Annotated in this window: 24 protein-coding genes; 8 read left to right on the top strand and 16 right to left on the bottom strand. The window is 53.1% G+C overall.

The window, feature by feature from the left end; genetic code table 11:
* Positions 1 to 545 precede the first annotated feature (545 nt).
* The 4 genes from MJ923_RS13725 to MJ923_RS13710 form a co-directional block, all read right to left on the bottom strand.
* Positions 546 to 3,293 carry a hypothetical protein gene (locus tag MJ923_RS13725; protein WP_240591582.1) on the bottom strand — a complete coding sequence of 916 codons (2,748 nt, stop codon included), beginning with the start codon at positions 3,291 to 3,293 and terminating at the stop codon, positions 546 to 548.
* A gap of 1,089 nt (positions 3,294 to 4,382) precedes the next feature.
* Entirely contained in the window at positions 4,383 to 5,132 is a 750-nt protein-coding gene (locus MJ923_RS13720) for a hypothetical protein (protein ID WP_240591581.1), read from the bottom strand.
* Between the two features lie 68 nt (positions 5,133 to 5,200).
* The gene (locus MJ923_RS13715) at positions 5,201 to 5,869 is read right to left on the bottom strand and encodes a DUF2799 domain-containing protein (RefSeq protein WP_240591580.1); all 669 of its coding nucleotides are present in this window, start codon (positions 5,867 to 5,869) and stop codon (positions 5,201 to 5,203) included.
* 335 nt (positions 5,870 to 6,204) lie between these two features.
* Positions 6,205 to 7,350, bottom strand: coding sequence for an MFS transporter (locus MJ923_RS13710; RefSeq protein ID WP_240591579.1), 1,146 nt, complete (start codon positions 7,348 to 7,350; stop codon positions 6,205 to 6,207).
* Between the two features lie 100 nt (positions 7,351 to 7,450).
* Between MJ923_RS13710 and MJ923_RS13705 the strand changes: the two genes are divergently transcribed.
* Together MJ923_RS13705 and MJ923_RS13700 are read left to right on the top strand one after the other, a co-directional pair.
* A complete protein-coding gene (locus tag MJ923_RS13705; RefSeq protein ID WP_240591578.1) occupies positions 7,451 to 8,218 on the top strand; it encodes an AraC family transcriptional regulator in 768 nt (255 codons plus the stop codon).
* 215 nt (positions 8,219 to 8,433) lie between these two features.
* A complete protein-coding gene (locus tag MJ923_RS13700) occupies positions 8,434 to 9,816 on the top strand; it encodes a DUF3300 domain-containing protein (RefSeq protein WP_240591577.1) in 1,383 nt (460 codons plus the stop codon).
* Positions 9,817 to 9,927: 111 nt separating this feature from the next.
* On the opposite strand, the gene MJ923_RS13695 is transcribed toward MJ923_RS13700, so the two are convergent.
* From MJ923_RS13695 to MJ923_RS13685, 3 genes are all read right to left on the bottom strand, one after another.
* On the bottom strand, positions 9,928 to 11,472 hold the full coding sequence (locus tag MJ923_RS13695) for a S8 family serine peptidase (RefSeq protein WP_240591576.1): 1,545 nt from the start codon (positions 11,470 to 11,472) through the stop codon (positions 9,928 to 9,930).
* Between the two features lie 180 nt (positions 11,473 to 11,652).
* Positions 11,653 to 12,966, bottom strand: a complete 1,314-nt coding sequence (locus tag MJ923_RS13690; RefSeq protein WP_240591575.1) for an esterase/lipase family protein — start codon at positions 12,964 to 12,966, stop codon at positions 11,653 to 11,655.
* Between the two features lie 119 nt (positions 12,967 to 13,085).
* Complete coding sequence (locus tag MJ923_RS13685) at positions 13,086 to 13,832, bottom strand: DUF1223 domain-containing protein (RefSeq protein ID WP_240591574.1); 747 nt, start codon at positions 13,830 to 13,832, stop codon at positions 13,086 to 13,088.
* A 143-nt stretch (positions 13,833 to 13,975) separates the two neighbouring features.
* Between MJ923_RS13685 and MJ923_RS13680 the strand changes: the two genes are divergently transcribed.
* Positions 13,976 to 14,239: a Rho-binding antiterminator gene (locus MJ923_RS13680; protein WP_126168493.1), complete on the top strand. Its 264-nt coding sequence runs from the start codon at positions 13,976 to 13,978 to the stop codon at positions 14,237 to 14,239.
* Here MJ923_RS13680 and MJ923_RS13675 read toward each other — a convergent pair.
* Complete coding sequence (locus MJ923_RS13675) at positions 14,236 to 14,589, bottom strand: RidA family protein (RefSeq protein WP_240591573.1); 354 nt, start codon at positions 14,587 to 14,589, stop codon at positions 14,236 to 14,238. The genes MJ923_RS13680 and MJ923_RS13675 overlap by 4 nt on opposite strands.
* Before the next feature lie 127 nt (positions 14,590 to 14,716).
* Positions 14,717 to 16,192, bottom strand: a complete 1,476-nt coding sequence (locus MJ923_RS13670; protein ID WP_240591572.1) for a Na+/H+ antiporter NhaC family protein — start codon at positions 16,190 to 16,192, stop codon at positions 14,717 to 14,719.
* Between the two features lie 309 nt (positions 16,193 to 16,501).
* Here MJ923_RS13670 and MJ923_RS13665 point away from each other — a divergent pair, with 309 nt between their 5' ends.
* A complete protein-coding gene (locus tag MJ923_RS13665) occupies positions 16,502 to 16,705 on the top strand; it encodes a cell division protein ZapB (protein WP_126168496.1) in 204 nt (67 codons plus the stop codon).
* Between the two features lie 18 nt (positions 16,706 to 16,723).
* Here MJ923_RS13665 and MJ923_RS13660 read toward each other — a convergent pair whose 3' ends face one another.
* From MJ923_RS13660 to MJ923_RS13635, 6 genes are all read right to left on the bottom strand, one after another.
* On the bottom strand, positions 16,724 to 16,936 hold the full coding sequence (locus MJ923_RS13660; RefSeq protein ID WP_126168497.1) for a DUF1107 domain-containing protein: 213 nt from the start codon (positions 16,934 to 16,936) through the stop codon (positions 16,724 to 16,726).
* 440 nt (positions 16,937 to 17,376) lie between these two features.
* Positions 17,377 to 17,991, bottom strand: a complete 615-nt coding sequence (locus tag MJ923_RS13655; RefSeq protein ID WP_240591571.1) for a thiol:disulfide interchange protein DsbA/DsbL — start codon at positions 17,989 to 17,991, stop codon at positions 17,377 to 17,379.
* 115 nt (positions 17,992 to 18,106) lie between these two features.
* Positions 18,107 to 19,084, bottom strand: coding sequence for a serine/threonine protein kinase (locus MJ923_RS13650; RefSeq protein WP_240591570.1), 978 nt, complete (start codon positions 19,082 to 19,084; stop codon positions 18,107 to 18,109).
* On the bottom strand, positions 19,081 to 19,389 hold the full coding sequence (locus MJ923_RS13645; protein ID WP_240591569.1) for a DUF3630 family protein: 309 nt from the start codon (positions 19,387 to 19,389) through the stop codon (positions 19,081 to 19,083). Before MJ923_RS13645 ends, MJ923_RS13650 begins: the two co-directional genes overlap by 4 nt.
* Positions 19,386 to 19,685 (bottom strand): hypothetical protein, encoded by a 300-nt coding sequence (locus tag MJ923_RS13640; protein ID WP_240591568.1) that lies wholly within the window; start codon positions 19,683 to 19,685, stop codon positions 19,386 to 19,388. The genes MJ923_RS13645 and MJ923_RS13640 overlap by 4 nt, the downstream gene beginning before the upstream one ends.
* 81 nt (positions 19,686 to 19,766) lie before the next feature.
* Positions 19,767 to 20,591 carry a hypothetical protein gene (locus MJ923_RS13635; protein ID WP_240591567.1) on the bottom strand — a complete coding sequence of 275 codons (825 nt, stop codon included), beginning with the start codon at positions 20,589 to 20,591 and terminating at the stop codon, positions 19,767 to 19,769.
* Positions 20,592 to 20,856: 265 nt separating this feature from the next.
* On the opposite strand from MJ923_RS13635, the gene MJ923_RS13630 reads away from it, so the two are divergent.
* The 4 genes from MJ923_RS13630 (at position 20,857) to MJ923_RS13615 (ending at position 24,993) form a co-directional block, all read left to right on the top strand.
* Entirely contained in the window at positions 20,857 to 21,246 is a 390-nt protein-coding gene (locus MJ923_RS13630; RefSeq protein WP_240591566.1) for a nitrous oxide-stimulated promoter family protein, read from the top strand.
* A gap of 80 nt (positions 21,247 to 21,326) precedes the next feature.
* A complete protein-coding gene (locus MJ923_RS13625; protein WP_240591565.1) occupies positions 21,327 to 22,178 on the top strand; it encodes a hypothetical protein in 852 nt (283 codons plus the stop codon).
* A gap of 70 nt (positions 22,179 to 22,248) precedes the next feature.
* A complete protein-coding gene (locus MJ923_RS13620; RefSeq protein ID WP_240591564.1) occupies positions 22,249 to 24,291 on the top strand; it encodes an alpha/beta hydrolase family protein in 2,043 nt (680 codons plus the stop codon).
* A gap of 126 nt (positions 24,292 to 24,417) precedes the next feature.
* On the top strand, positions 24,418 to 24,993 hold the full coding sequence (locus tag MJ923_RS13615; protein WP_240591563.1) for a YSC84-related protein: 576 nt from the start codon (positions 24,418 to 24,420) through the stop codon (positions 24,991 to 24,993).
* A gap of 77 nt (positions 24,994 to 25,070) precedes the next feature.
* Here MJ923_RS13615 and MJ923_RS13610 read toward each other — a convergent pair whose 3' ends face one another.
* Positions 25,071 to 25,643, bottom strand: a complete 573-nt coding sequence (locus tag MJ923_RS13610) for a hypothetical protein (protein ID WP_240591562.1) — start codon at positions 25,641 to 25,643, stop codon at positions 25,071 to 25,073.
* Positions 25,644 to 25,658 lie beyond the last annotated feature (15 nt).

Raw genomic sequence — 25,658 nt, 5'->3', positions numbered from 1 at the left:
TCACTAAAATGCTCATGCGGCATCCTGAGATCACTTTTAGGAGCAAGAGTATAAGTCCAACCACACTTTTCACAATAGTAAGTCACAGGCTTCGGTTTGCACGGCATAAATATTAAATTTCCTATCAGTTAGAATAAATAACTCCGTTTCACTTTGACGACTATCTTGAACAACGACTATAAAGACACCCAAAATTATCTCACGACCGAAGCAGTCTTGACGTCCTTGTCTCGGCTACGCGCCCAATTCCAACACCCTCAGCGGCACCGAAGGGGGAAAGAAAGTAAGGTGCAATCTGCAACTGAAGTTTTATTGCTGTTCTGACTTTTCTGCAAGAGCACCTTGCTAGTGCACTAAGCGCATGGCCAAGCCCGATCGCATTGCTAAAACATCAGATCAGAGCACCACCATTTAAGTCATTCATCAGCAAACACACCGACAGGGTGACAGGCAAGGCGTGCATCGGATGGCTATCCGAGGGCTAAAAACAGCTTGCATCTGTGGGAGCGTCCATATATGTCTTGACTCTTATTTTGTCACTTTACTCAATATTCGTAGATCCTATCGAAACTATTACGCTCAATATAATCAGTCAAATCCTCGTCAACATAAGAATCGGTATACAGCTCATCGACCAGATCAAGTTTTGCAGTCTCAACTATCATTGACTCAATAATTTTACGTCTATTTGGGGCAGTATGTTTAGCCATTTCTTTAAAGGTTATTTCGGAACCTCTAATGGAACCGAATTTTTGATATACCTCATTAATCAAAAATTCAATATCATTCTCTTGGGCGTACAAACACAGCGTACCACGCCACCAATCAGAATCAGTGAGTTCAGATATTTCTATTCCTCTATTATAAGTTAACTCCTTCGCAGCGAGATGTTCCTGGAATCTAAAATGACCAAATGACAGCCTATGAGTATATCGATCTAAAATCAAAATATTACATGGATCAATTAAGTCATTTACTATCGATTCTATTAGTTCTTCACTATACCTTGATTTGTACTCCTTAGAAAGTGAGTTAACAATCTCTATCTTACTTAACTCTCTCACTCTTCTTTTATGCATTAGATAAGCCAAACGACTGGCTACTTTTCTTAGTAACTCTCCAGAGTTGGTTTGCCTTTCAATATTTTTTACTTTGTCATATTCACCAGTCAACAAGTTTAATCTCTTGTCATATATTTCAGTCTCAGAAGATGGTGCATCAACCCCTTTTTCCACAAGACTACATGTAATGGTAAGCATAAGCGGCGTCTTAACATATTCGTATAGATTCTTACTGTAAATGCTAGTAAGCAACTCATCAGCCAGATTCACATCAGTGGCAAACCATCCTCTCACAAACCGATTAATCTGCTCAGCAGAGAATGGTAAAAGTGTAATCCCTAAGAAATTAATTTTATTCAAATAGCTCACACAATCTCTACTTGAAACAATTAACTGCGAGTTTTTATGTTTCTCTTTAAAATTATTAATACTCTCAAAAAATTTAGGGATCGTATTATATATTTCGTCAACCCCATCAAGAATCAGTGTAAACTTATCACTATTCTCAATTAAGTCTACAAGCTCTGAAATATTACCTGAATTAACTTCAACTTTCATTGTTGCTAGAATTAGCCTATATACTAACTCAGAAGGATTAACGTGATTTTCACCATTATCATTTACTGAATGAATGATTAATGGAGATTCACTTATAGAACTTACAAGCCTATTTAGTTGAACTAATATTATAGATGAGTCAGCGCCACTAATAGATGAATCGTAATAAGCTTCAAGAGTTGTCGTTTTACCTACCCCAGCAGCTCCATATACAGCAATATCATGCCCTGTTGCAAAGACGTCTAGAGGTGAAATAGATACTCGATCCTTTGCTTTAACATGATTTACTCTTTTTATCAGTTTGGCTAAACTAGGAGTTCGTAATACGTATAAAAAGCTTAAGGTTTTTTCCGTTTCCGTTAAAAAATTTTTTGTTTGTATAAAATTATATTCTTTTTTATTGATTGCTTCTACACTAAGCCTATAGGAATCTTTTTTCATCCTAATGCTTTCGGATAACTCAACCGCATTTGCCTTAACTATATAACTTGGACTTATTAGAATTATTTTAGCTAACTCCTTAGCTCTCTCTTCATAAAATCTAATTTCTTCTGACAGACCTTTTATATTTGACAAATTCAACATTAGATTTTTATGATGATTAGGATTAATGCTAAATAGATTTTGAGAGATATTCATAATATCGTAGGTAATCGATTCCGAGTATTCAGATCTTAAATCCTGTAACATCTCGCTAATAGTCTTTAAATCGCTTACAACGTCACCTTTACTTGAAATAATAATTTTTGAATTTAAAGAAATGGTATCTTTAAATATATTTGAAAGCTGATTTTTTAGCGAGACCAAATTATCAACAATCTCTCTCTCCTCAATAATCAGCCTTTGATTATTTTCAGAAAGATAACTTTTTTGCTTTATTTCAAACTCAGACTCAATTGCCTCTATACTTTTATGAAGAATATAAATCCCGTGTTCTTCATCTAACTTTATTACTATCTTCCTTAACTCAATCCACTCATCTTGTGAAAGCTCTATTTCCGTATCCTTTAGCTCAACTTCTAAATGCATTAGAATATTACTATCTAAAGAACCAACAAAAAAGCTAAGATCACTATAAAACTGCTTTACATCAACATTTTTCCTAACTGATTTAAGGGCATTTAGAAGATCCTGATTGCCATTTGTAACTCGTATTTTATTCGTTATCTTATCTTTTATCGAATTTAGTTTATCTAATAGGGTGGGGCAGTAATGTCTAATACTATCAATAATATCAGAACCATCCATGACATGGATCGGTATATTTACGGAGTTAGTGAACTGGCCAGACAGTTCATCATGAAATCTTTGAGTGATAATGTTGGGTGTTGTGATGTATATTTCCGTTGGCATCAGTTTTTTATTATCTAATGCAGAGAAAAATCCGACATCACAACTTTGTCTTATTTGATGCCCTAAATCTGAGATTTCTCTAGTACCCGCCCTATGTTGATTCTTAATTTTTTTTGATTGGATATAAATGACCTTTGGAAGTTTATGTGGTGGAATTCTGATCGTTGCAATCGCGTCCCTTCCTCTTTCAAATGGTCCTCCATTAAACTCTACTCTTTGATAACCCATAGACTCAAAAAGAGGGATAACTATTTCCTTGGTAAAATCGTCTTCCTTGAACGACTCCATTTTCTTAATATAGTGGCTTATTTCGTATTCCATGTTGCACCTTTTAACTTAACCTTTCGCAAAAAGAGTGACGACACCCATAACTATTTCCTTCAACACAGTACCCAAAGGTTTCGCTTTCTATTTTCTCCGCGTGAAGGTCTGCGGGAAACGCTAGTGAGATGAAACTGTTCATCTCACTGTCTGACGACACACTTATTCCCCTTCGAAGCCGCTTTGGGTGTTTGGCTGGGTGAAACGAGCGAGCCGAGACAGGGGCGAGTGTCGCATCGCGACAAGCTAACGAGCGCGAGGCAGGATAGCCGAGCCGGGAGTGAAGCATAGGGATATGCTTCGTCGAGGCAGCGTCAGTCGAATCATGGATGAGCGTCTGACGCGGTGGTCGTTTTCAGCCCAAAAGGCCAAAGTGCTCGGCGTCGTCTGGGGTCGCAGGGGGATTGGATAAGGGGGCCTGTCGAAACGGTCCCCTTTCCCCGGGTGTGGGTCGGCGACCCACTACTTTCGCCAAACGCAGTTTGGCCATTTGGAAGCACCAGCTTGCGTGAGCGGCGGCAGATTTGGCATTCCACCAAAAGCCCTGTGTTGGCGCTAAACACCCAACATTCAGGAAGGCTACCGCACCGGCACTCGCAGCCTTATTACGTTCCCAACCAACAGATTTTGTTTAAAAATTAACTTTACTACGCTAACAGTCTGGGCTGAATCAAACCTTGGGCTGGTTCATGTTTTGTGCGATGAGGGAAAAGCTGAAGGGGGAGCTGGCTTGTCGCCTAACTGGCGCTTGCGTCGCGAACGCTTGGCTGGCGCTGTCCCTGCTTTGCTGGCCGTGCATTGAAGGCGTGGCTGAGCGGTTCTTCCCTGATCTGCATACTTGTACTGCTGATGAGCAGCCGCGGTGGCCGCTGGCGCTCCTTTATTTAGCACCTGCTGAATTAACGCCTGTAATTCATCATCTTAGGGTTAAAAAAGCCTTGTCAGCAACAAGTTGGACAAGCGTACCGTAAACAAATCAACTGGGCAACAAACGCATCCTTAATCAGTGCGGCACAAGGCGTGGTGGCTGCGGTAAAAAATACCCCACAGCGCTCTGGCCGGATGCGCTGTGGCTACATACTAGCTGGCTCAGTTGTTGTGTTTTACCAGCGCGGCCAGGATCTCGGGGACCCGTTCTTCAAAGCTTAGGCGGGCAATCTCTTCGTCTGATTTGCCTGGCGAATTACGGAAGATGATGTTTGAGCGCACCATAATATCCTCCAGCACTTCGAGCTTAAATATCGTCCTGTCTTTATTGATATAGTAGGTGGTCGGAAACTCCGTGGCACGCAAGCCATTGATGATATAACCAAGATCATCGTCAGCCGTGTCTACTTCGTCTTTATTGAAGTAGACCAGCTTAGCCTGTTTGGCGTACTGAAATGGCGTACATTCTTTTTCCGACTTTGCCCTGTAGAGCTTTGATGAACACATTGGGGATATTTCCCGCTCCCGATTGGTCAAAAATATAAAGTCTATTTTGTCACTGTACTGTGCCACCATCGCATTCAGATGCTCCCGCTCATATATCGAGTGGCTGTATTCATTTGACAGGATCTGAATGACCAATGGACGTTCGAGATTTTGCAAAGCAATCTGACCGCCTTCGCTGTCAACAAAGGACATGGCAGGCAAGACTTGCTGCTGAAGGCTTTTGTCCAGGCAGATGCGTACTGGATTTTCAAAAAAAAGTATCCCGCCCTTCTGTCTGGCGACTTCCCGGGCTTCCTTTATACATTGGGTGATTTTTTGGGAGTACTCAGGCTCATTACTGCTGCAGCCCGTCAAAGATAACGCCCAGGCAAATACAAGCACGCAGCTTACGGTGATGTTTTTCATTTTAACTCTCAGTTTGAAGCGATTCAGGTAAAGCGGCCCCTTAAGGCCGCTTTACCCAGCCGATTGTTCTAGTTAGTGCTATCGCTGAAGCAGCCTTGATAGTCGCAATAATTCAACCTGTTGTGTTTTACAACTATGGCTTCGAGCATGCGCTTATTGGCCTCTATACGTTCAATCTTACGGGGCTGAAGGTAAACCAACTCGTTATAACGGCTTTTCAGGTTTTGCAGTTCGATTTGAAGGTCGGCACGCTGCTGATTGGTCAGCTCGGTGCGTTTCAGTTTTTCTTCGGTAGAAGCAATGGAGCTTTCAGTAGCGGACGCTTTACTGCGGTTGTCTTCCAGCTCTTTAATATCGTCATCAACCGCTTTCTGGGCCTTGTAGTATTCAGTGCCAGCCTGATATCCCTTAAAGAATGCCGTTTCATCCAGCTTCCACTCTTTACAGCTTTGCTGGTAATAACCGCCCTCTTTGCCAAACTTGTAACCACTGATGCTGGTACAAAATTCCTGAGTGCCCTGGTAATGGCCGCTGGTGTAATCCGCTTTTGGAGGAATGACCCCGCCCAGCTCTTTACATTCCTGGGCGTAATAGTCATATCGTTTCAGTGAGAATCCTGCTTTGGCTTCGCCATAGCCCTGTTCCTTCCAATCTGTGTTGGCGCAATCTTCAACCGATAAAGATGAACAGCCAGTGAGTAGAGATACCAGGGTTAGCGCCATTATTTTTTTATGCATTGCCATTCCTTACGCAATTTTTAAGCCTGAACCTTTTGGGCCAAACAGATACAAACAAGACCCAATAAAAACACAAAATAGCCTCAGACTATACACATTTACATCTAAGCAAACCTTAAACAACCCAGATTTTGTGCTAAAAAAGCAGCAAATAAGCATCAAATAAGCATCAAACATTAGGCACATTACCGAACATTGCCCCCAGATCCGCTCGGCCTTGCCGCAGGAACACCACCGAGTCTGAGGGGCACACTTTGGTTATCCGCCATCAAAGCCGCTTTGGGCGCGGCACACTCAGCGCCAGTTGGCTCCAGTTGATGATTTGCGTGGGCCAGTTAGCGGCGGTGGATAAGCGTAACAACCCAGGCCGCGACGGCGCATCCAAGCAGCACCCAACCAAGGTGCTCCACTACCCCGGCCAGTGCCAGACCAGCGCCAATAAGCAGGTAGTACAGCAGGCCAAGCAGGGCTCCAGCACTGCCTGCATACAGCTTATAGTCACTCAGGGCCATACTCAGCACATTGGGAATAGCCACCCCGAATGCCATCACCACCAGGCACATAGGCAGCACAAACCAGACATTGCCCTGCAGCAGGAACAGGGAAGCCGCACCCAACAGCAGCAGGGTAGCCGCCACCACAAGCCGTCGCTGCAGACCGACCTCATTGGCAATCAGCCTGCTATTGAGATAACTGCCGACGCAGGATCCCAGCCCCAGCAGCAGACCGCTGTAACCGAACTGCTCTGGGGTCAACCCCAGCCGGGCAAAGGCAAATCCGCCCAATTGGTAATAGCTGAACAAGCCGATGTTATAGATGGCGACCAGCAGCGCCGAGCGCCAGATGTGCCAGTCGGCAAGCATTCGCTTTGCCAGCGCCGATAAAGGAAACGACTGCTTCGCGCCCTGGATCCGGGTAGCAGTTTCGGGCAACGTCTCCGGTAAAAAACGCACACAGCAGCCCAGCAGCACCCACGCCATGATAAACAGCAGTGAAAACACAGCGCCATGGCCACCAAGCTGCACCAATTGGCCACCGGTAAACATACCTATGACGGGACTCAGGGCGATACCAAGCCCCATCAGGCTGAATACCTTGCCAAGGGATCCACCGTCAAAGCTGTCACGCAGCATGGTCTGGGTGACTATTGAGCCAACCGCAATGCCAAAGGCACTGCAGGCTCTGGCCAGCATCAGCACGCCAAAGCTGTCGGTTTGCATCGCCACCAGCGCCGCTAAACCATATATGCCCAGCCCCAATAACATGGTCGGCCGTCGGCCCCAGAGATCGGCCACTATGCCCCATACCGCTACCCCAAGGGCAAAGGCAATAAAGTAAATCGACAGGGTTTGTGCTGCCCTGGCATCAGAAACAGCAAACGCCTGCGAAATAGAGGCTAACGCCGGGCTGTAGAGGGTTTCCACTATCTGGGGAAACATCAACAGCAGTAGCATCAGCCACAATGAAGGTTTGGTTTTCATCTGTGGCTCCCACGCAAAAAATCACTGGCGGGCAGTGTAGAACCGAATCACAATATCCAATTAACGACATTAAGACTAAAAACATCAAAATAGGGACATAATGGCTTTTTTGCAGCAAGGTATGGCCTTCGACGTCGATGCCTTTTCGGCCAGTGTCATCGGCATCGCAGCCAATGTCGGCCGGCACGATTCGGGCTTACATCAGCACAATCGGGGGCAACTCTTGTATGCGCCGCAGGGCTGCATGAGCTTTGAGCTGGAACAAGCCATCTGCATTCTGCCGCCCACCAAGGCGGTGTGGATCCCTCCGCATACGCCTCACCGTGCCGTGATGACCAATGTGGTTGCCTACCGCTCGCTGTACTTTGATTGCAGTCGATTCAGTACCCCAACCGAACTCACCATGGTGGACGTTAACCCACTGTTGAAGGCGCTGATAGATAAGATGGCACACTGGCTCTGGGACACCCCCGAGGCGCAAATGAACCATAGCTGCGCCCTATTCTGGGAGGAGTTTTATGCAGCTACAAGCCATTCGTTTAGACTGGCAATCCCCAGCGATCGCCGCTTCCACGGCTTTCATCAAGAGCTGCTTACCCCCGACTTTTTACCGCCGGACATAGGCACACTGGCGCAGACGATAGGTGCCAGCGCCAAAACGGTCACCCGCCTGTTCAGGGCAGATACCGGCATGTCGTATCAGGAATGGCGCCAGCAGTGGCGCCTGCTCAAGGCCATCGAATTATTGTCCAGCCCCCTTCCGGTGACTGAGGTTGGCTTTCGGCTGGGCTTCTCATCCGACAGCGCTTTTATAGCCTTCTTCAAGCAGCACACAGGCCAGACACCTCGAAGCTTTATCCACGGCTAGCCGCCTGGGTGCCGCGCTCGGCAGCTGAACCTGAATATCCGCGTGGCGGGCCTGAGGCCCTTCGGCTCAAAACTCATTTTAGATAAGCAAACGACAGAACAGTTTCTGTCGTTTGCCTTGCGGCCGTTTTCACCCTTCAGCCTTCGTTCATCTTCACCCCTGTAGCCTGTGATCAAACTGGCGTTGTGCCGGTATGAAACAGTCAAGGAGGCCCTATGAACAGGTCTATCAGAATACAACTTGTGTCGGCCCTGATGTGTTTGCCCCTGTTTTCCGGCTGCACCTCGGTGGCTCAGGCCGAGCCGAGTGAATACAGCAGCAGTATCCGCGCCGAGCGCTTCAGCGAAGCTGAGCTGGCACGGCTGCTGGCGCCAATTGCCCTCTACCCCGACACCCTGCTGACCCATATCCTGATTGCCTCCAGCTATCCGCTGGAAGTGGTGGAAGCAAGCCGCTGGCGCGAGAAAAATCGCAAGCTCAGCGACAAAAAGCTGATGGATAAGGCCGAGAAGCAGGGCTGGGACCCCAGCGTCACAGCGCTGATTGCCTTCCCCAATGTGCTCGAGCGCATGAGCGATGACCTTAACTGGACCCGGGACCTGGGAGACGCCTTTCTCGCCGATGAAGAAGCTGTGCTCGATAGCATTCAAATGCTGCGCCGCGAGGCCGACCGCGCCGGTAACCTCGATGGCGGCGACAATCTGGTAGTGAAACGCCAGCCCACCCAAATCATCATCGAGTCGCCCAGCCCTGAAATCATCTATGTGCCTTACTACGACCCCCGCGTGGTGTATGGTCACTGGCGCTGGAACCGCTATCCACCTGTGTACTGGGCGCCCTTCCCCGGCTATGCCCACTACCATCGTCATTTCGGCTGGCACTCGGGGGTGAGTATTTCGTTTAACTTTTACTTTTCCAATTTCCATTGGTACGACAGACACGTGATTGTGCATCACCACCATCACTATCGTCGTCCGCCGGAGCCCAGATACGCCATCAGCCACGGTGCCCAGCGCTGGCGCCATGACCCCGGCCATCGCCGCGGTGTGGCCTATCGCAGTGCCGATATTCGCCAGCGTTACCATGTAAACGCCCCAAGTCGTATCGAGCGTGATCATCAGCGCAAACAGGAGTTTAGCCGCCACAGCCGCGAGTTCGCCCACAATGACCGCAAGGCCGAGGTGCGCAGCCGCGAGTTCAGTCGCGAGCTCAATAACAGCCGCGAACGCGACTTCAAGGCCCGTATGGAGCGCAGTGAAAACCGCCTTCAGGCCGATGGTCGCAACCGTGAGCCCATGCTCAGCCGTGAGCGCACCGAGCAAAGCCGTGAGCGAATTGACAACCGCGAGCGCAGCCTTCAGCGCAGTGAACAAAGCCGAGAGCGACTGGAACAGCGCAGTCAGCCACAGCAGCGCGAACTGCAAAACCGCGAGCGCCAGCGCACCGAACCACGGCAACAGATAGAAACAAGGCAGCGCCCCGAGCCACGGCAACAGGTCGAGCCTAGGGAGCGGCAGCAACGTGAACCTCAGCCCCGCGAACGGGCACAGCCACAGCGCGAGCGTCACAACGAGCATCCCCGCGAGCGTCACCTGTAACGGCTTCAACATACTGAAGCCCCCTATCGAGGCAGAGCAGGTTTTGATAGCCGCCAAAGGCAAATAAAAAAGCCGGTCACTGACCGGCTTTTTTAACTCTAAGGCTCAGGCTTATTTACAGTTACGGCCCTTGCAGGTACCGCCGGTGTTACCACCGCCACTGTTGTTACCATCACAGCCGTAGGTGGTCAGGTAATCCACGGCGTCTTTGGCCTTCACCAGACCATAGCCGTAGGAATCATCACGACCGGCTGCGCCCAGATCTTCCGCTGTGGCACGCAGGGCCGAACGGATTTGGGTGTTGGAACACTGGGGGAAGTGACTCCACACCAGCGCCGCCACACCGGCTACGTGTGGGGTAGCCATGGAGGTACCGTCGAAGTAGGCGTAGTTACCGGCGCCAATGTTCACGCTGGCATTACTGCCAACCTGCGCCAGCATGGCGGCGCCGTCAACATCGCTCACGCCCACGGATGGGATAGAGGTCACCACATCGCCCATGGTGCCGTTCAGGGCGCCGGCGACATTGTTGTAGATGATGGCCGCAACACCACCACCGTTTTCACAGGCCTGCACCTTCTCGGCAAAAGAGATCACGCCGCGCTGGATGAGACACACCTGGCCGTTGGCGTTACAGGCAGATTCGCCTGTGCCACAGTCAGCCAGCATGCCGGAAGCATTGCCGGTGGGTGAGCCTTCCATACCAATGGCTTCATAACCTGTGCCGCCCACGTTGGTGGTGGCCACCAGCGCAGTGCCGGTAGGAACAGAAGAAAGCACGCCTACGCCCGGGCCAGAGAGTTCAACCTGGCTGGTCTTTTGCGAGAAGTCGGCAACCAGCTTGTTGCTGTCGATAGCAGCAACAGACACTACCGAGTTGTAAGACGCAGGATAAGAGTGGCGGGTGTTGCCATCGTTACCGGCAGCAGCAATGGACAGTACGCCACGGCTTTCAGCGGCGGCGAAGGCAGAGTCTTCGGCACGGCTTGCACGGCTGCCACCCAGACTCATGTTGATTACCTTGGCACCAGCCTGCTCACACTTGTCGAGCGCCGATACCAGTGAAGAGGAATAGCCCCAGCCATCGGCGTTAAACACCTTGATGATATGCAGGTTCAGGTTGCCATTGGGGTTTACACCCACCACGCCTGTGTTGTTATTCAGGGCGGCAATGGTGCCGGCTACGTGGGTGCCGTGGTGGTTTTCATCTGTGTACCAGTTGCCGGTACCGGCATCGTTGGTGCCGGTTACCTGATTACCGGCCAGATCTTCGTGGGCCAGCTCGTAGCCTGAATCTATGATACACACGGTCATGTTGGAGGTGGCGGCGTCGCTCAGCTGATCAGCCTGCACCATAGGGATGCCGTAAGGAACCACCTGCGCCGAAGGGTAGCGCTTGGCGTCCACTTCAACGTATTCCACGTTGGGGTTGTTTTGCAGACCTTTAACTGCATTGGCAGGCAGCATAAAGGCAGCGGCATTGTGGCTACTCAGATCCAACGCCATCTTGCCGCCCTGAGCCTTCATCTGGGCCATCACGCTTGGGCCCTTGCCTTCTTTGAATTTAACGATGTAACGCTCTTGATCGGCAGCGTAAGCGCCAGAACACAGAGCCAGGGTTACCGCAGCGGCCAGTGGTTTATAAATGGATTGCATTGCTTACTCCTGTGCATATTCAAAGAGGTCATCTTATGGAACGACAAAAGCCACTCAGACCTTGTTATTATTTTTGAAATTATTTGTAACACTTTTGTATCGCAAGCAATCGTTATACGCACAATCAACGGCAAACACAAGCGGGTGCAGGCAAATATCCTGTATACCGTCCTGCCGACGCTACACCTTAGCGAACGGCTTGAAATCCCCCTGTTCTGTTTGTGTCAGGCTGAATACATTCGGATGGATGTGCCGGGTCAGGATCACATCCAGCATCAGGGTTTCATCGGCCCTCAGATAGTCTGCAATAGCCGCCTCGCAGTGAAACTCCACCGCCCGGTAATGGACAAGACCGCTGTCTGGCCTAGGCAAAATCCGAAAGCCCCAACAGCCTTCGGCGGTTTTCAGCATGCGGTCGTGGTTCAAATACAGAGTCAGGGCATTACCGATGCGCTGGTTTTTCTGCCGGTCCTGAAAAAAGCCCTTGGGCAGTTTGCCGGGGTCATAGTCCGGCCCCGCCAGCAGCAGAAAATCGAAGTCTTTCAGCGGCTCGCCTTCGCTGTCCCACAGCCGCACCACCAGTTGGGTGAATCGCGCCCCCTTGGCAGGCTGGCTTTGCTGCTGGCACAGAGCCTTGAATGCGCTTGCCGAGCCAACCTGCAAACAGGCCAGAATACTGCTCACCACCGGCTTGGGATTGGCACTCTTAGCGTTGACGGATGCCATAATGCCAAGCTTGCTACCGCTGTGGCTGGCCTTGGGCAACACCTCAAAACCACAGCTTGGGGAGCGCTGATCCCGGCTTATGGTCAGCGGCAGCAAGCCCTGGTCGTCCGGCGCAGCGGACTCCTGCAACACCAGCGCACGATAGTTGAGATTGGCGCCAGCCAGGCGCACTACCCCATCACTGCCGGGTTCGGCGGTGTAGCTATTGAGGTAGTCATATAGCTGGCGGTCTATGGTTTCGCCGCTGATCACAAAGGGATAAAGGCCATCGGCCACGGGGTTTTGCGTCAGCCAATACTGATTGAGCTTATGCTGCCCCAGGCTGCCAAGTTCAAGCCAATCAAGGATTTGCTGCCCAGGCTCCACACCTTCAAACCAGGACTTTATGCGCCCCAGGCGGGATTTCCCCAGCTGCGCCAGCGCCGAGCCATGATTGGCGGGTGCCAGCATAATCAGGTGGGTCAGTGGGCACTGGTCAAGGCCTTCGGGATAATAGCGGGCAAGCCAGCAGCGCATCACAGGGGCGCCGGTGGAATGGGTAACCACGGCGAAAGGTTCATCGCCCAGAGTTTCGCGGCGGGCACGCTCAAAGGCCTGGGTCAGGTCGTCCATGCGCACTTCATCGACAAAGCTGATGTAGCGGCCAAGATAAATATGGGTGATATCGAGGGCAAGTTCTGGCGGAGCCCATTTGGCCAGAGCCTCGGGCAGACCGCCGTATGTGTCTGTGCTGGTGACGCTCCAGCCGTGCACCATCAGGAGTTTCATCGGCTATCCTCCGTGATATGAATAACCGTCCTAGCTCATCATAAAGGTCATGCCGACACAAGTTACCGCTGCGCCATTTTGGCGGCCGAAGAGCCTGATGCAATAGCCGCCGGTTCGGTTCAGGGCGTTAACCAGCCGCCAACTGCCTGTAACGGCTGCATATCCTCTTCCACCCAGGCCACCAGCGCCAGCCGTGGCGCTCGGCGCAAAAGCGCGTCCATATCCAGTTCAAGCTCACCGCCAAAACGGCTGACATTGGCAATATCCGACTGATTATCAAACTGATACAGCGACAGCACTGCAAAGTCCTGCTGCAGTGTTTTGCCGCGATTCTCCCCCTTGGCTACCGGGGTGTGAATTCCCACACCCACAATGGCCAGATTCAGCCGCGGCGCTTGGGCGCCATAATCGGCGTTGAGCCGTTTATCTTTCAGACTGAGGCTGAGAGGTGCAGCAGCGGTGGCTCGGTGCAACTCACCTCCACGATCTTCACCGCCACGATCTTCACCGCCACGCCACTCATCGCCGCCGATAAAAATCTGTGGCGTGTACACGCCCTTACTGTGCTTGCGATTCCAGTGCGCATACTGGCGCTTGCCAAAACGTTTATCTGCTAAGGGATCTTTCCAGCCCAGGTAGTCCCAATAGCTGACATGAAATGCCAGCGGGAAGTATTTGTGCCAAAGGTCTTTCTCTTTGGCAAACGCAGACAGCCATTCTTCGGCGGGCGGGCAACTGCTGCAGCCCTGAGAGGTATAGAGTTCGATAATAATGGGATCGGGATTCTCGCTGCGGGCACTGAATTCCACGGCCGACAACGGCATGGCCAGTAAGGCTGGCAAGACAAACAACCAAAGCAGACGCATACTGAGACTCCGGTGGTGGGCGGTTAATCAAACAGACCCGCCGTTCGAAAAAGCAATTTCAAATACTTGCTTGAAAATCGTCAGCCAGCGACTAAGGTTTTTACAGTGCGTTATTTCATAAAGTGATAAAGAGAATAAGACTTATGCAAACCTATCAAGGTATCGCCTGTGATCGTTATGACTATCTGGAGCTTGCGTGTATCCGGCGTTACCCCTTGTTATTGGAACTGAAGGAAGAAGGCCGTATCCACGGCCGCGCCGTGACCACAGAAACCCGCGCCGATAAGAGCGAGTGGCTGCTAGTCGACACAGCCACCCAACAAAGGGCCATCCGCCTCGACCGCATCATTGCCATCACCCCGGATATCGAGGGTGCCGAGTTTGGCCGGATCCTGATAAATCCTTAACCCTTCAGCGCCGCAACCACTGAGATTTCAACCAGATACTCTGGCTCGGCAATGGCTGCCTCCACGCAGGCACGCGCTGGCGCATGGCCCTGTGGCACCCAGGCATCCCACACCGCATTCATGGCGTCGTAATCGGCCATGTCTTTCAGATAGATGGTACAGCTCAGCAGATGCTCTCGACTGCTGCCTGCCTGCGCCAGCAGAGTATCCACCTCTTCCAGCATGGTTTGTGTCTGGGTGGTGATGTCGCTGTACTTGTCTTTGGCCACCTGACCACACAGATACACAGTGCCCTGATGGATCACTATGCTGCTCATACGGGTGCCTGTGTCCATGCGAACTATGCTCATGGCAATTCCTTATATCGCTTGTCGAAAAGGTCGATTGTATCCCGGCCGCATGCCCCAGGCTAACCGGCCCAGATGAAAATTACTCTAGTGCCCGCGTCAGAGGCTCAGGCCTGTGCCCTCTCCGCCTTTAGTCACTGCCGCCTTTAATCACTGCTGCCTTTTGTCTCAGTTGCCACAGCCACAGCAGCGCCGCGGCCACCAGCGACATCAGCCCCAGTGCAGCAGCGGCCGCGAGCCCCAGGTTCAGCGCCTGAAACGCCAGCAAGGCGGCAATGGCAGCCATCAGGGCAAAGGGCAGCTGACTGGTCACATGGCCCTGCACCTCGGCGCCACTGGCGGTCGCGCTCAAAATCGAGGTGTCTGAAATGGGCGAGCAGTGGTCACCAAACACAGAACCTGCCATCACAGCAGCCAGTGCCGGCAGTAATAATTCAGGTTGCAGCGAATGCGCTACCTCGGCGCACAGCGGGATCATAATCGCGAAGGTGCCCCAGCTGGTGCCGGTGGCAAACGCCATCACGGCGCACAGACCAAAAATGCCCGCCAGCATATAGTCTGCCGATAGCCACTCGCGGGCGAGATTGGCTATCCGGGCGCCAGCCCCCAAATCTTTGATAAGCTGGCCAATCATCCAGGTCAGCAGCAAAATCCCCACCGCCAGTGCCATGGATTTCAGCCCCACCAGCAAATCGGCACCGAGCAAGCTGCCACGACCACGCCAGAGGCTGCCCACCATGGCAACCAGCACCGCCAGGGCGGAGGCATCGCGCATGGCCGCGCCTATGTCGGCGGCGGTGAGCATGGCACCAAGGCCCGGCTCGCCGGCAAGACGACTGCCTGAATAGAAGGTAAAAGCCACCGAACTGACCAGCAGCGCTGCCAGCGGTAAAAACAACGGCCAGGGCGAAGCATTAGCCAGGTCATCTGCCGCTGTATCGATCGTCGGTTCAGGCTCTCCTGACCAGCCCCAGTTCAGCCAGGAGCCCAACAGCACCAGCAGCAGGGCGCCTATGGCGTAAAAGTTCACTGCGGCAATGCCAATAAAGGCCTCCAGCGGCGACACCGGCAAAAAGGCAATCCCCGCCAGCAGCGCCATCACGTAAGGCCCCCAACTGGCCACCGGCACCAGAGAGCACAGCGGCGAGGCGGTGGTATCCACCATGTAAGCAAGGCGATTGGCCGAAATGCCGTAGTGCTGTGCCAGCGGCCGCCCCACACTGCCCACCGCCAGACAACTGAAAATGCCATCAATAAACACCAGAAAACCCAGCCCCACCACACCGAGGCGTGCCTGGCGGCCGTCGCGGATACGCCGCGATAGCCAAACACCAAACTCGGCCACGGCGCCACTGCGTCCAAGCAGACTGGTCATAATCCCCAGCAGCAACATGGCCGCCAGTACATTCAAATGCCAGCTCTGCCAGGCCCCATCCTGATAAAACAGCCCTTGAATACCCCGGCCAAGGTAGCTAACCGAATCCACCGGCGCGAAATCATTGAGGATAAGGGCGCCGCAAAGCACACCGGCCCCCAGGGCAATTAAGGTGCGCCGCAGTAACAGCGCCAGAGAGAGCGTAAGCAGCAGCGGAAAGAGTTCAAGCAAAACAAGACATCCCGGTCAAAGAGTGCGGTCATTGAGGCCCAGCATACCCGCGGACCACCCAGCTGCAAAGTCCGTGCTGTTAAATTGCGCTAACGAAAAATGCCCTCGAACGGCCATAAAAATCGTACCTAAAAGGGGCTTGTTTGGGGGAGAGAAAGCTGACGGTCAGTTATGCTCGCTGCGGCGTTCTTGCCGACCAGGTAAACTTACCGCTGAATTGGCATAAATTGCGCATTTGCACTAGGTGCGCCGCCTTGACCCTGCTAGAATCTGGGCTCCATCCAGAACCCTTTTTACAGGACCTTTCCCATGAGCCTTGAACTATTGTCCCAACTGGAAACCAAAATCCAAGCCGCACTGGAGTCGATTGAACTTCTGAAGCTGGAACTCGAAGAAGAGAAAGAGAAGTCTGCCAACCTGGCTGAGCAAAACCAGCAACTCAAGCAGGAGCTTGGCTCCTGGAATGATAAGATCACCGGTCTGGTTGGTTTGCTGAGCAACCAGGTTGACTGACTGTTCGGACGCTATGCCTCAGGCTGTCTTGGCCTCTTGATTCTGAGCTTCAATCAGCTCGTTCAATTCCAGAATCGCCTGCTTAACCTGAGGCAGGCTCTTCCGGGGCAGTAAAAATTTTCCTTTTTCAAACTCCAGCCGTCCCAGGTCTTTCACCCAGATAGCCCCCGTCAAAAAGATCCTTACATGCTTGACGATAAGCTTGGGAGCATAAACAGGAAAAACTCTCACGTGACCCTCCTGTGTTTGTTTTCTTGGGTCAGTGCCAACAAGTCCTCAGTTTGCCCCCGCTGAGCAGGTGCAGAACCTGTTAGTACCTTCCCTTATTATTGATTACAGTAGTTCGACCCTTCTTTTACCAGTCAAGTTTCATCCGTCGAAGCAGAAATTTGTAAATATTGACTTCCCTTGACGTAAGCTGCTGATTTACCGCCCAACCAAACAGTCTTTTTTTTAACGTCAATTATCTGGCGCTTGCCAAGCTTATGACGAATTGCTACATTTACCGTGTTACTCAGGGTAAAACTGAGCCTTGTGGCTCTATACCGTGCTTCTTGCGACCAGGGAGTACGGTTTTTTTTTGCCTGGATTTTCCGGCATCAGCGAGCCCATTGGCAAACTGCCATAAAAAAAGCGCCCCTTAGGGCGCTTTTTTGCTATCGAACAAACACTTAGTCTTTCTTGGTCGACAGATAGAAAGCAATGTCGAGCATCTCGTCGTAGCTCTTGATAGAGTCGGTCAGCACCTTGTACTTGCCGTTCACTACCAGTGCAGGCACACCAGACAGCTTGGCGTTTTCGGTGTCACGCTTCATCTTGGACATTTGCGCGTTCACCATGAATGAATTGGCAGCAGAATCAAAGTCTTTGCCGTCTACGCCGTTGGCCACGAACAGGGCACGCACGTCGTCACGGGTGGTGAAGTGTTGCTTCTTGTCGTGGATGGCGGCAAACAGGGCCTTTTCCATTTTCTTTTCGACTTTCAGCTGGTGCGCCACGGCGAAGGCTCGTGACATTTCCACACCCATTTCACGACCGATAAAGTCAACGTGAGCCTGATTGAAGGTCACACCTTCAGGCTTCTTCTCTTCGATCATAGGCACCACAGTCTTGGAGAAGTTGTAGCAGTGTGGGCAGTAGAAAGAGAAGAACTCGGTGATCTCAGGCTTGGCGCTGCCAGGACCTTCGTTGATCACTTCGTAATGCACACCTTCTTTAAAATCGGCGGCCAGAGACATAAAGGGCATTGCCAGCAGAGCGGCAGCCATCAGAAGCGCTTTTTTCATCTTGTTTCCTTGGTTTTCAGGTCCAGCGGACCAATTCAACTTGGGCGAAGCCTAAACTAATATGCTTTTTGATGCTATCTCAAGTCCATAGTTCAACTTTGTGTTACAAAACACGTCAAAAGGGCTGCAGAGTCAAGGGCGGCAGGCCGATTTGCTGTACCTGAGCCTGCATATCCCTAATCTGCCGCAGCCAGTAAGCCTCGTCGGCAAACCAGGGGAAATACATAGGAAAGGCTGGGTCTTGCCAGCGGCGGCCGATCCAGGCCATATGGCTGAGCATCCGCAACCCCCGCAGCGGCTCAATCAGCGCCAACTCCTTCATATCAAAGTCGCAAAACTCTTCGTAAGCGCCAAGCAAGGTATCGAGCTGCATGCGCCGCTCATTGTCGTCACCCGCCAGCATCATCCACAAATCCTGCACCGCGGGCCCACTGCGGGCATCATCCAAATCAACAAACCCGGGACCATCCGGGGTCCAGAGAATATTGCCCGGATGCAGGTCGCCATGCAGCCGCAGGCTTGTCGTCTCTATCCAGGCCTGCTCAATGGCGCTCACCAGCGCCTGGCCTGCCGCCGCAAAATCGGCGCGCAGCGCCTCGGGCACATGGGATGATGACAGCAGCTCAGCCAGCGCCTCAGCAGCCATGGCGGCTGTCAGGGTCTCACGGGCTGCAAACTGTCCGCCCTTACCAACCTGATGCAGACGGCCTATAAAGTGGCCCACGGCCTCCAACTGGTCGAGGTTGTCCATCTCGAATGGCCGACCGCCGATGGACGGAAACAGTGCAAAGCGGAACCCATTGAAATGAAACAGGCTCTTGCCATCCAACACCACAGGGGCCGCCAGCGGCACCTCGGCATCGGCCAGTTCAAAGGCAAAGCCGTGCTCTTCAGCAATCTGGGCATCAGTCCAACGCTCGGGGCGATAGAATTTGGTCACATAACGGTTGCCGCGGTCACAGCGGAACTGATACACCCGGTTCTCAAAACTATTCAGCGGCGTAAGACCGGTTTCTGGATAGATACCCACAGATTCAATAGCATCGAGTATGGTATCCGGCGTGAGCGAATGAAAATGAAACGCGGCGCTCATTGGGCATCCCCCTGGACCAGTGGAGCAAGCAAACCAGCCAGGAAGGCCAGCACTTCGAGGTCTTCTTCCCGATCGCTGGCAAGCCAGGCTACGTCGCCGTAAAACTCAAAATTCAGCCACAAGCGGCAGCCTTCAAAATCGAGCAGCCACTGATGGCGGTCGGCGCCCCATTGCCGCTCCAGCACCCGGCAGTCGAGGGCGGCAGCGAGCGGCTCGGCAAATTCGTCAAAGCGGTCAAAATCTATGTCGCCGCGAACGGCAAGGCTGATGGCCTCTTTATCGAGGCTGATGTGTTGGATATTCATTGGTTCTCTTGCGCGCTGGGGAATGATGTCGAAGGGGCAATCAGGGCGCAGCTGAGCAGGCCCTGCTCGGCCTCGCATTGCTGTGCGCACTGATACTGACCTGTATCACCGGCGAGGCGCCGCAAGCCTTCGCCCTTGGCCTGACATTGCTCGAGACTCGGGTAGTAACCGGCAATGTCGCTGAATTGCCACTGGCCCTGCACTGGCGTTTGCCGAAAGGTGAGTGTCCACTGATCCGCCTGGGTACAGGCGCCGAGCAACAGGGTAGCAAGCACGCTTACGATGAGACGTTTCAACCACAACTCCCAATAAAAAAGCGGTGCCAACTGCACCGCCTTGTATTTTATCCCGCTTGGGCAGGCCCTTGCCAGTCTGGACTAGCCGGCAGCCTTGTCGCGGGCCTTTTCGATACGGGTAATACGCCCTTCGAAGCCGGTGACTGTACCGTCGGACAGACCGTGGTCAAGTGCCTGGCGACAAATGTCGATGGCGCCGTTGAAGTCGCCCTTGTCATTGAGCAGGGTTGCCAGCTGCATAAAGCCGACGCCCTTGAGCGGCTTGCCCGAACCCAGCACCTTGATGGCCAGCTTGGCATAGTCGTCAGCAAGACCGGCACCAAAGCCGAGGTGCGCGGCGTCCTTGCGCTGCTTGTAGCATTCATTGATGGCCGCCAGCAGGCTTTGATGCTTCAGCTCATCGCTGCCAGCGCCATTGAATTCACGGATGGCACGCGCCAGTGGCTCGGCAGCAAAATCAGGCACCGCCAGCCCTGTGACAACGGCAGCGGGAGTGTCGATAATTGGCTCTGGCTCTGGCTCTGGCTCTGGCTCTGGCTCTGGCTCTGGCTCTGGCTCTGGCTCTGGCTCTGGCTCTGGCTCTGGCAGTTTAGCTGCTACCACCTCGGCCACCACTTCATTGGCAGGCTCGGCTGCAACTGCTTCAATTTTCTGGGTCGCTTCAACGTCCTCTGCAGCGGCCACGTCGTCCACAGCGGCTTTGTCCGATACTTCTGCTTCCAGCACTTCAGCAGTCTTTTCCTGTACTTCAACGGCCTTTTCTGGCTCTACTTCGGCGGGCGCGTTGGATTTTCCGGCCTCAGGGCGGTCACTGCGACCATATTGCTCTTCGGTAGCCAGACGCTTGGCACGTATGTAAAGGAAGACCCCAGCCAGCACCAGCAGGATGAGTACAACGATTTTCATGGTGTGTATCCTGTTTCTCTTGGCAGCCTCGCCGCCATTCCCCAATGTCCGGCATCCTGTCGACGCCGGGAGCAGTGGTTATTATTAGAGCATTTCACCTGTTCAAATCAAGTATTTATGCACCTTCCGTGGCATCGGGCATCAAAATTTACCTATGGCATAAAAGGCTCTTTTTGTGCGCACCTTCATGCTTTGACGATCCACTTTTGAGTTCACTGGTCACGGGGACTAAGATAAAACCAAGTAAAACACTTGGGTATTTTCCATGGCCGAATCCATCATCTTAAGCGGTAATCTGGGGCGGGAGTTTGCCACTATCAGCGCCATGGTTGCCATCTACTGCCGCGATCATCATGGCTGCAAGAGCCCCTGCGATGAGTGTCAGGCGTTTCTGGAATACGCCAAAACCCGTCTGGACCGCTGCCCCTATGGGCAGGACAAGCCCACCTGCAACAAGTGCCCGGTGCACTGTTACAAACCTGAGCCACGGGAGCAGGCCCGCACCATAATGCGCTATGCCGGACCGCGGATGTTGCTGCCCCACCCCATTCTTGCCATTCGCCATCTGTTGCTGGAGCGTAAAGCGGCGCCGGGCAAGCCGCCCAAAAATCTCTCAAACCGTCATCAGCGTTTACAAAAGGCAGCATCAGAATAAGGCAGGATTGCCACCGCAGCGCGCATGGGCTAAAACAGGAGTTCGAACGGTAACTTTTTCAACAACATGAGTGCGCGCCCATGACGGAGTTTCTGGAGCAAACCTTTAAGTGGCTATCGCTGCTCGGCGGGCTCCACTGTTTGGGACTCGGACTCTATCTGCGCTACCTCTACCATGCTAAAAGTGGCAACCACCGGCTGCTGGCGGGGATCTTTTCGCTGGTCTCGCTGACCTTTTTCAGTGGCCTGCTCACCCGCCATACGGTGTCATTGCCGATGCCACTGATCTACAGCCTGTTTATTCCCGGCTACTTCCTCCTGATGCCGCTGCTGTATCAATATTGCCACCAGGCGCTGTGCAAACGCCGGGGCCATTTTTGGTATCACTATTTGCCCGCGCCTCTGATTGCCATTGGGGTAGCCGTCGACCAGATGCTGCGCCCCGGGCTGATGAATCCCAGCGACGGCGACAAGCTTTCCCTCGCCGACTACACCCCGCTCACGGCGGTGTTGACCGTGCTGCTGTTTCTGCAAACCTGCATGTATTTCATGCTGATTTTCAGACTCTTACTCAGCCATCGCGGCCGCAGCGCCCGCGCCCATGAAGAAAACCTGCAGGACATCCGCTTTCGCTGGCTGATGACTTTGTGCCTGGCGCTGATGTTCAACTGGTTACTCAGGGTCGTACTTACCCTGATCCCGATATACTTCGGCGATGGCGCCAGTGAACTGATGCTGATGCTGCCACGGATGATTTTACTGCTCAGCCTGTACCTGCTGGCCTTTTACGGTTTGCATCAAATTACCCGCGCCGCCTACCTTCGCGGCAAGCTCACTCTGCCGAGCAATATCAGCCAGAAATCCAGCAGCCAACTGCTGAGCGCCGATGAACTCAACTACCTGCAAGAGTTGTTGCAGGAGGAAAAAAAGTAAGCTTTTTCATGGTGTTTTTATAACCAAGACGTTAAGGTGAACCTCGTTTTCAACTACGGGGGAATTGTTGATGTCACCGCTTTACCAACGTCTGCTGATGGCCGGATTACTGGCCGCGCCTGCCGCCATGGCCGCACCATCCCATCAAATTACCATCGATGATTTTTTCAGTATCGCCAACATGGGTTCTGTGGTTATCAGTCCCGACGGTAATCACGCGCTCTGGCTCGAAAGCCGCTGGGATAAGGAACTCGACAAGAGCCAGGCCGAACTGTGGCAAATCGATCTGCAAAATCGGGCGCCAGTGCGTCTCACCTTCACCGACGAGAGCGAGTCCCGCCCGGTCTGGAGCCCCAACGGCCAGTTCATCTATTACATAGGCAAAGAAAAGCGTGAAGGCGCCAAGGCCCCCTACAATGGCAAGCCGCAGGTGTTCCGTATTGCCAAAGGCGGCTCAGAAGCCGTGGCCATGACCCGTGAAAAAGACGGTGTAAACGCTTTTGAGCTGTCCAAAGACGGCGCTGCGCTCTACTTCCTCGCCAACAAAGAAACCAAAGACAAGGATACCTGGGCCGGCATTCGCGCCAGCCACAGTGCGCCTCAGTATGGCCATGGCAAGCGTGACACCAACCCGCTGTACAGGCTGGATCTGCAAAACTTCCGTCAGGAACTGCTGCTGGACGACGACAAGGTAGTGTGGGACTTCAGTGTCAGCCCCGACGGCAAGCAAATCGCCCGCATCACCACCGACGATAACGAGCTGGTGTACCTCGAAGGCTGGTCGCGGGTTGAAGTGTTCAATACCGCTGATAAACAAAACCGGGTACTGGAAGACAAGGCCTGGCGTGAGCAGGCGGCCTCCCCCTATGGCTGGCTCGAGGGTCTGGCCTGGGACACCAGGGGCGAGCGGCTGGCATTTCGCATCGACTTTGACGGCCACCCGGGGCGTCTGTTTGTAGTGAATACCCAGGGTAAGGGCCAGATGGAACTCACCCGCCCCGGCAAGGTCACCCTCAATGGTGCCGATATTCAATGGCGTCCGGGCAGCGATGAGCTGTGCTATCGCGGCGCCGAAGCGGCTCGGGTTAAGCTGTTTTGCACTGAAATCAATGGCCTCAAGCAGGGCGACACCCGCGCTGTGGTCGGCGGTGATTTGGTGATGGGCGGTTACAGTTTCGACAGCCGCGGCCAGCGCCTCGCCTTCAGCCACAACGGTTTGAGCCACTTTAGCGATCTCTTTGTTGCCGATGCCGATGGTAAAAAGGCCACCCCCAAGCGCCTGACCAATATCAACCCCCAGAGCGCCGACTGGCAGCTGCCACAAATCAGCATTTACAAGTGGCAGGCGCCGGACGGCACTGAGGTGGAAGGCATTCTGGAACTGCCCTTTGGCTGGGATAAATCCAAAGGCAAGCTGCCACTGGTGGTGCAAATCCACGGCGGCCCCACCGCCGCTACGCCGTACTCGCTGCAACATCGCAGCTATGGCCGCGCCAGCTTCCCGGCCCAGGGCTGGGCCCTGCTGTCACCCAACTATCGGGGCTCCACCGGCTATGGCGACAAGTTCCTCACCGATCTGGTGGGCCGCGAACATGATATCGAAGTCAAAGACATCCTCTCGGGCGTCGATAAGCTGATTGCCGATGGCATTGTTGATGGGGACAAGCTGGCGGTGATGGGCTGGTCCAACGGCGGCTATCTGACCAACGCGCTTATCAGCACCACCGACCGCTTCAAGGCGGCCAGTTCAGGCGCTGGGGTGTTCGATCAGCGTTTGCAGTGGATGCTCGAAGACACTCCGGGCCACGTGGTCAACTTTATGGAAGGCCTGCCCTGGGAAAAAGCCGATGCCTACACCCATGGCTCGTCCCTGAGCCACGCCGACAAAATCAAAACCCCAACCCTTATCCACATCGGCGAGAAGGATGCCCGGGTGCCCCTTGGCCATGCCCAGGGTCTGTACCGGGCGCTGCACAACTATCTGGGTGTACCGGTGGAACTGGTGGTCTATCCCGGCGAGGGCCATGGGCTTTCGAAGTATCAGCACCGCAAGGCCAAAATGGAGTGGGATCTGAAGTGGTTTAACTATTACGTTTTGGGGATTGAACCTTAACCCCGGCTGACATCTGAGCAAAAAAGGCGTCCTTTCGGACGCTTTTTTACTGAATGCTATTCACTTTTTTTAGCCTGAGCCTATGCTGGTGTCTGTCAACCACTCCACCCGAATTAGGAGAGCACCATGAAATCATTGAAGACTTTGTTGCTTGCAACTCTGATGCTGCTGGGTATCGGCCAGGCCACTGCGGCCGAGGATGACGCCAAATATCAGGATGCGCTGGCCACCTTCAGACAAGCCAGTGAAACCCACAAGTTTTTCGACACCGCCTACGGCTATGCCCTGTTCCCCACCATTGGCAAGGGCGGCATAGGCATTGGCGCGGCCTACGGCAAGGGCCGGGTGTTTCGTCAGGGCGCCTATGTGGGCGACTCCAGCATGACTCAGGTGTCCATTGGCCTGCAGCTGGGCGGCCAGGCCTACAGCGAGATCATTTTCTTTAAAGACGAAAAAGCCTTCCGTGACTTTACCAGCGGCAGCTTCGAGTTCAGTGGTCAGGCATCGGCCGTGGCCATCAACGTCGGCGCCAATGCCCAGGCTGGCACCACAGGCAACTCAGCCGGTGCTGGCCAGTCAGGCGGCGCCCAGAACGCCACCGCGGCCTATATCAATGGCATGACAGTGTTTACAGCCGCCAAGGGCGGGCTGATGTTTGAGGCGGCACTGGCCGGACAATCCTTCACTTTTGAAGGCAAGTAAGTTCTGTCAAACTCGTTAATCCAAAACAAAAGGCGACCCCAGGGTCGCCTTTTTGCTGTTTGCCTGCCGCAATGCGCTTATTGGTGTCCCCAGGGCGCAGGTGGCTGTTCGATGGGGCGGGTCAAATCAAACTCCACCAGAAAATCACGATTCTCGCGGGTTAGGCGATAACTGAAACTTTGCCGATTCAACCCCAAATGCCACACATTGGTGACCGACTGGGTCAGACCGTTGTTGTTGAAATTATTGATGGAAAAGCTATCCACCGGGAACGACTGCCAGCGGGCGCTGCCCACATCGGCGGTATCGCCGCCGTATTGGGTCACCTTGTGCTCGCGGCCATCTTCATATCTGTGGTCGTGCTTGAGACGCAGTCCAGTGTCGGTTTTGCTGATCACCCAGGTACGGGATCTGTCTTCACCCACATGGAAAGGCACCTTGATTTGATTGTCGCTGCACTCACGCACATGCATCACCAGCCGCGATGAGGCAAAGCCATCGTCGCTGGCATCGCTGCGGGTAACCTTGCCTTCAAATGCCTTGCCGCACAGGGCGCTGAGGCTGTCGAAAAATTGCAGATGCGGCGGCGCAGCCACGGCCGAGCTGCTGACCAGCAGCAGGGCGGGCAGCAGAGTCAGTTTATAGTTCATTGTTATTCTCCCCCG

Source organism: Shewanella zhuhaiensis, from assembly GCF_022484835.1.
Lineage (GTDB): Bacteria > Pseudomonadota > Gammaproteobacteria > Enterobacterales > Shewanellaceae > Shewanella > Shewanella khirikhana.
The sequence above is the reverse complement of the archived record's forward strand: the minus strand, read 5'-3'. Positions and strand labels throughout refer to the sequence as shown.

Coding starts and splice junctions, on each gene's coding strand:
- MJ923_RS13685 (WP_240591574.1), bottom strand. CDS start 13,832: ATGCGTCTGCTTTGGTTGTTTGTCTTGCCAGCCTTACTGGCCATGCCG.
- MJ923_RS13635 (WP_240591567.1), bottom strand. CDS start 20,591: ATGAAAATCGTTGTACTCATCCTGCTGGTGCTGGCTGGGGTCTTCCTT.
- MJ923_RS13650 (WP_240591570.1), bottom strand. CDS start 19,084: ATGAGCGCCGCGTTTCATTTTCATTCGCTCACGCCGGATACCATACTC.
- MJ923_RS13620 (WP_240591564.1), top strand. CDS start 22,249: ATGTCACCGCTTTACCAACGTCTGCTGATGGCCGGATTACTGGCCGCG.
- MJ923_RS13690 (WP_240591575.1), bottom strand. CDS start 12,966: ATGAAACTCCTGATGGTGCACGGCTGGAGCGTCACCAGCACAGACACA.
- MJ923_RS13675 (WP_240591573.1), bottom strand. CDS start 14,589: ATGAGCATAGTTCGCATGGACACAGGCACCCGTATGAGCAGCATAGTG.
- MJ923_RS13665 (WP_126168496.1), top strand. CDS start 16,502: ATGAGCCTTGAACTATTGTCCCAACTGGAAACCAAAATCCAAGCCGCA.
- MJ923_RS13655 (WP_240591571.1), bottom strand. CDS start 17,991: ATGAAAAAAGCGCTTCTGATGGCTGCCGCTCTGCTGGCAATGCCCTTT.
- MJ923_RS13720 (WP_240591581.1), bottom strand. CDS start 5,132: ATGAAAAACATCACCGTAAGCTGCGTGCTTGTATTTGCCTGGGCGTTA.
- MJ923_RS13630 (WP_240591566.1), top strand. CDS start 20,857: ATGGCCGAATCCATCATCTTAAGCGGTAATCTGGGGCGGGAGTTTGCC.
- MJ923_RS13645 (WP_240591569.1), bottom strand. CDS start 19,389: ATGAATATCCAACACATCAGCCTCGATAAAGAGGCCATCAGCCTTGCC.
- MJ923_RS13700 (WP_240591577.1), top strand. CDS start 8,434: ATGAACAGGTCTATCAGAATACAACTTGTGTCGGCCCTGATGTGTTTG.
- MJ923_RS13725 (WP_240591582.1), bottom strand. CDS start 3,293: ATGGAATACGAAATAAGCCACTATATTAAGAAAATGGAGTCGTTCAAG.
- MJ923_RS13715 (WP_240591580.1), bottom strand. CDS start 5,869: ATGCATAAAAAAATAATGGCGCTAACCCTGGTATCTCTACTCACTGGC.
- MJ923_RS13615 (WP_240591563.1), top strand. CDS start 24,418: ATGAAATCATTGAAGACTTTGTTGCTTGCAACTCTGATGCTGCTGGGT.
- MJ923_RS13695 (WP_240591576.1), bottom strand. CDS start 11,472: ATGCAATCCATTTATAAACCACTGGCCGCTGCGGTAACCCTGGCTCTG.
- MJ923_RS13705 (WP_240591578.1), top strand. CDS start 7,451: ATGGCTTTTTTGCAGCAAGGTATGGCCTTCGACGTCGATGCCTTTTCG.
- MJ923_RS13625 (WP_240591565.1), top strand. CDS start 21,327: ATGACGGAGTTTCTGGAGCAAACCTTTAAGTGGCTATCGCTGCTCGGC.
- MJ923_RS13680 (WP_126168493.1), top strand. CDS start 13,976: ATGCAAACCTATCAAGGTATCGCCTGTGATCGTTATGACTATCTGGAG.
- MJ923_RS13710 (WP_240591579.1), bottom strand. CDS start 7,350: ATGAAAACCAAACCTTCATTGTGGCTGATGCTACTGCTGTTGATGTTT.
- MJ923_RS13610 (WP_240591562.1), bottom strand. CDS start 25,643: ATGAACTATAAACTGACTCTGCTGCCCGCCCTGCTGCTGGTCAGCAGC.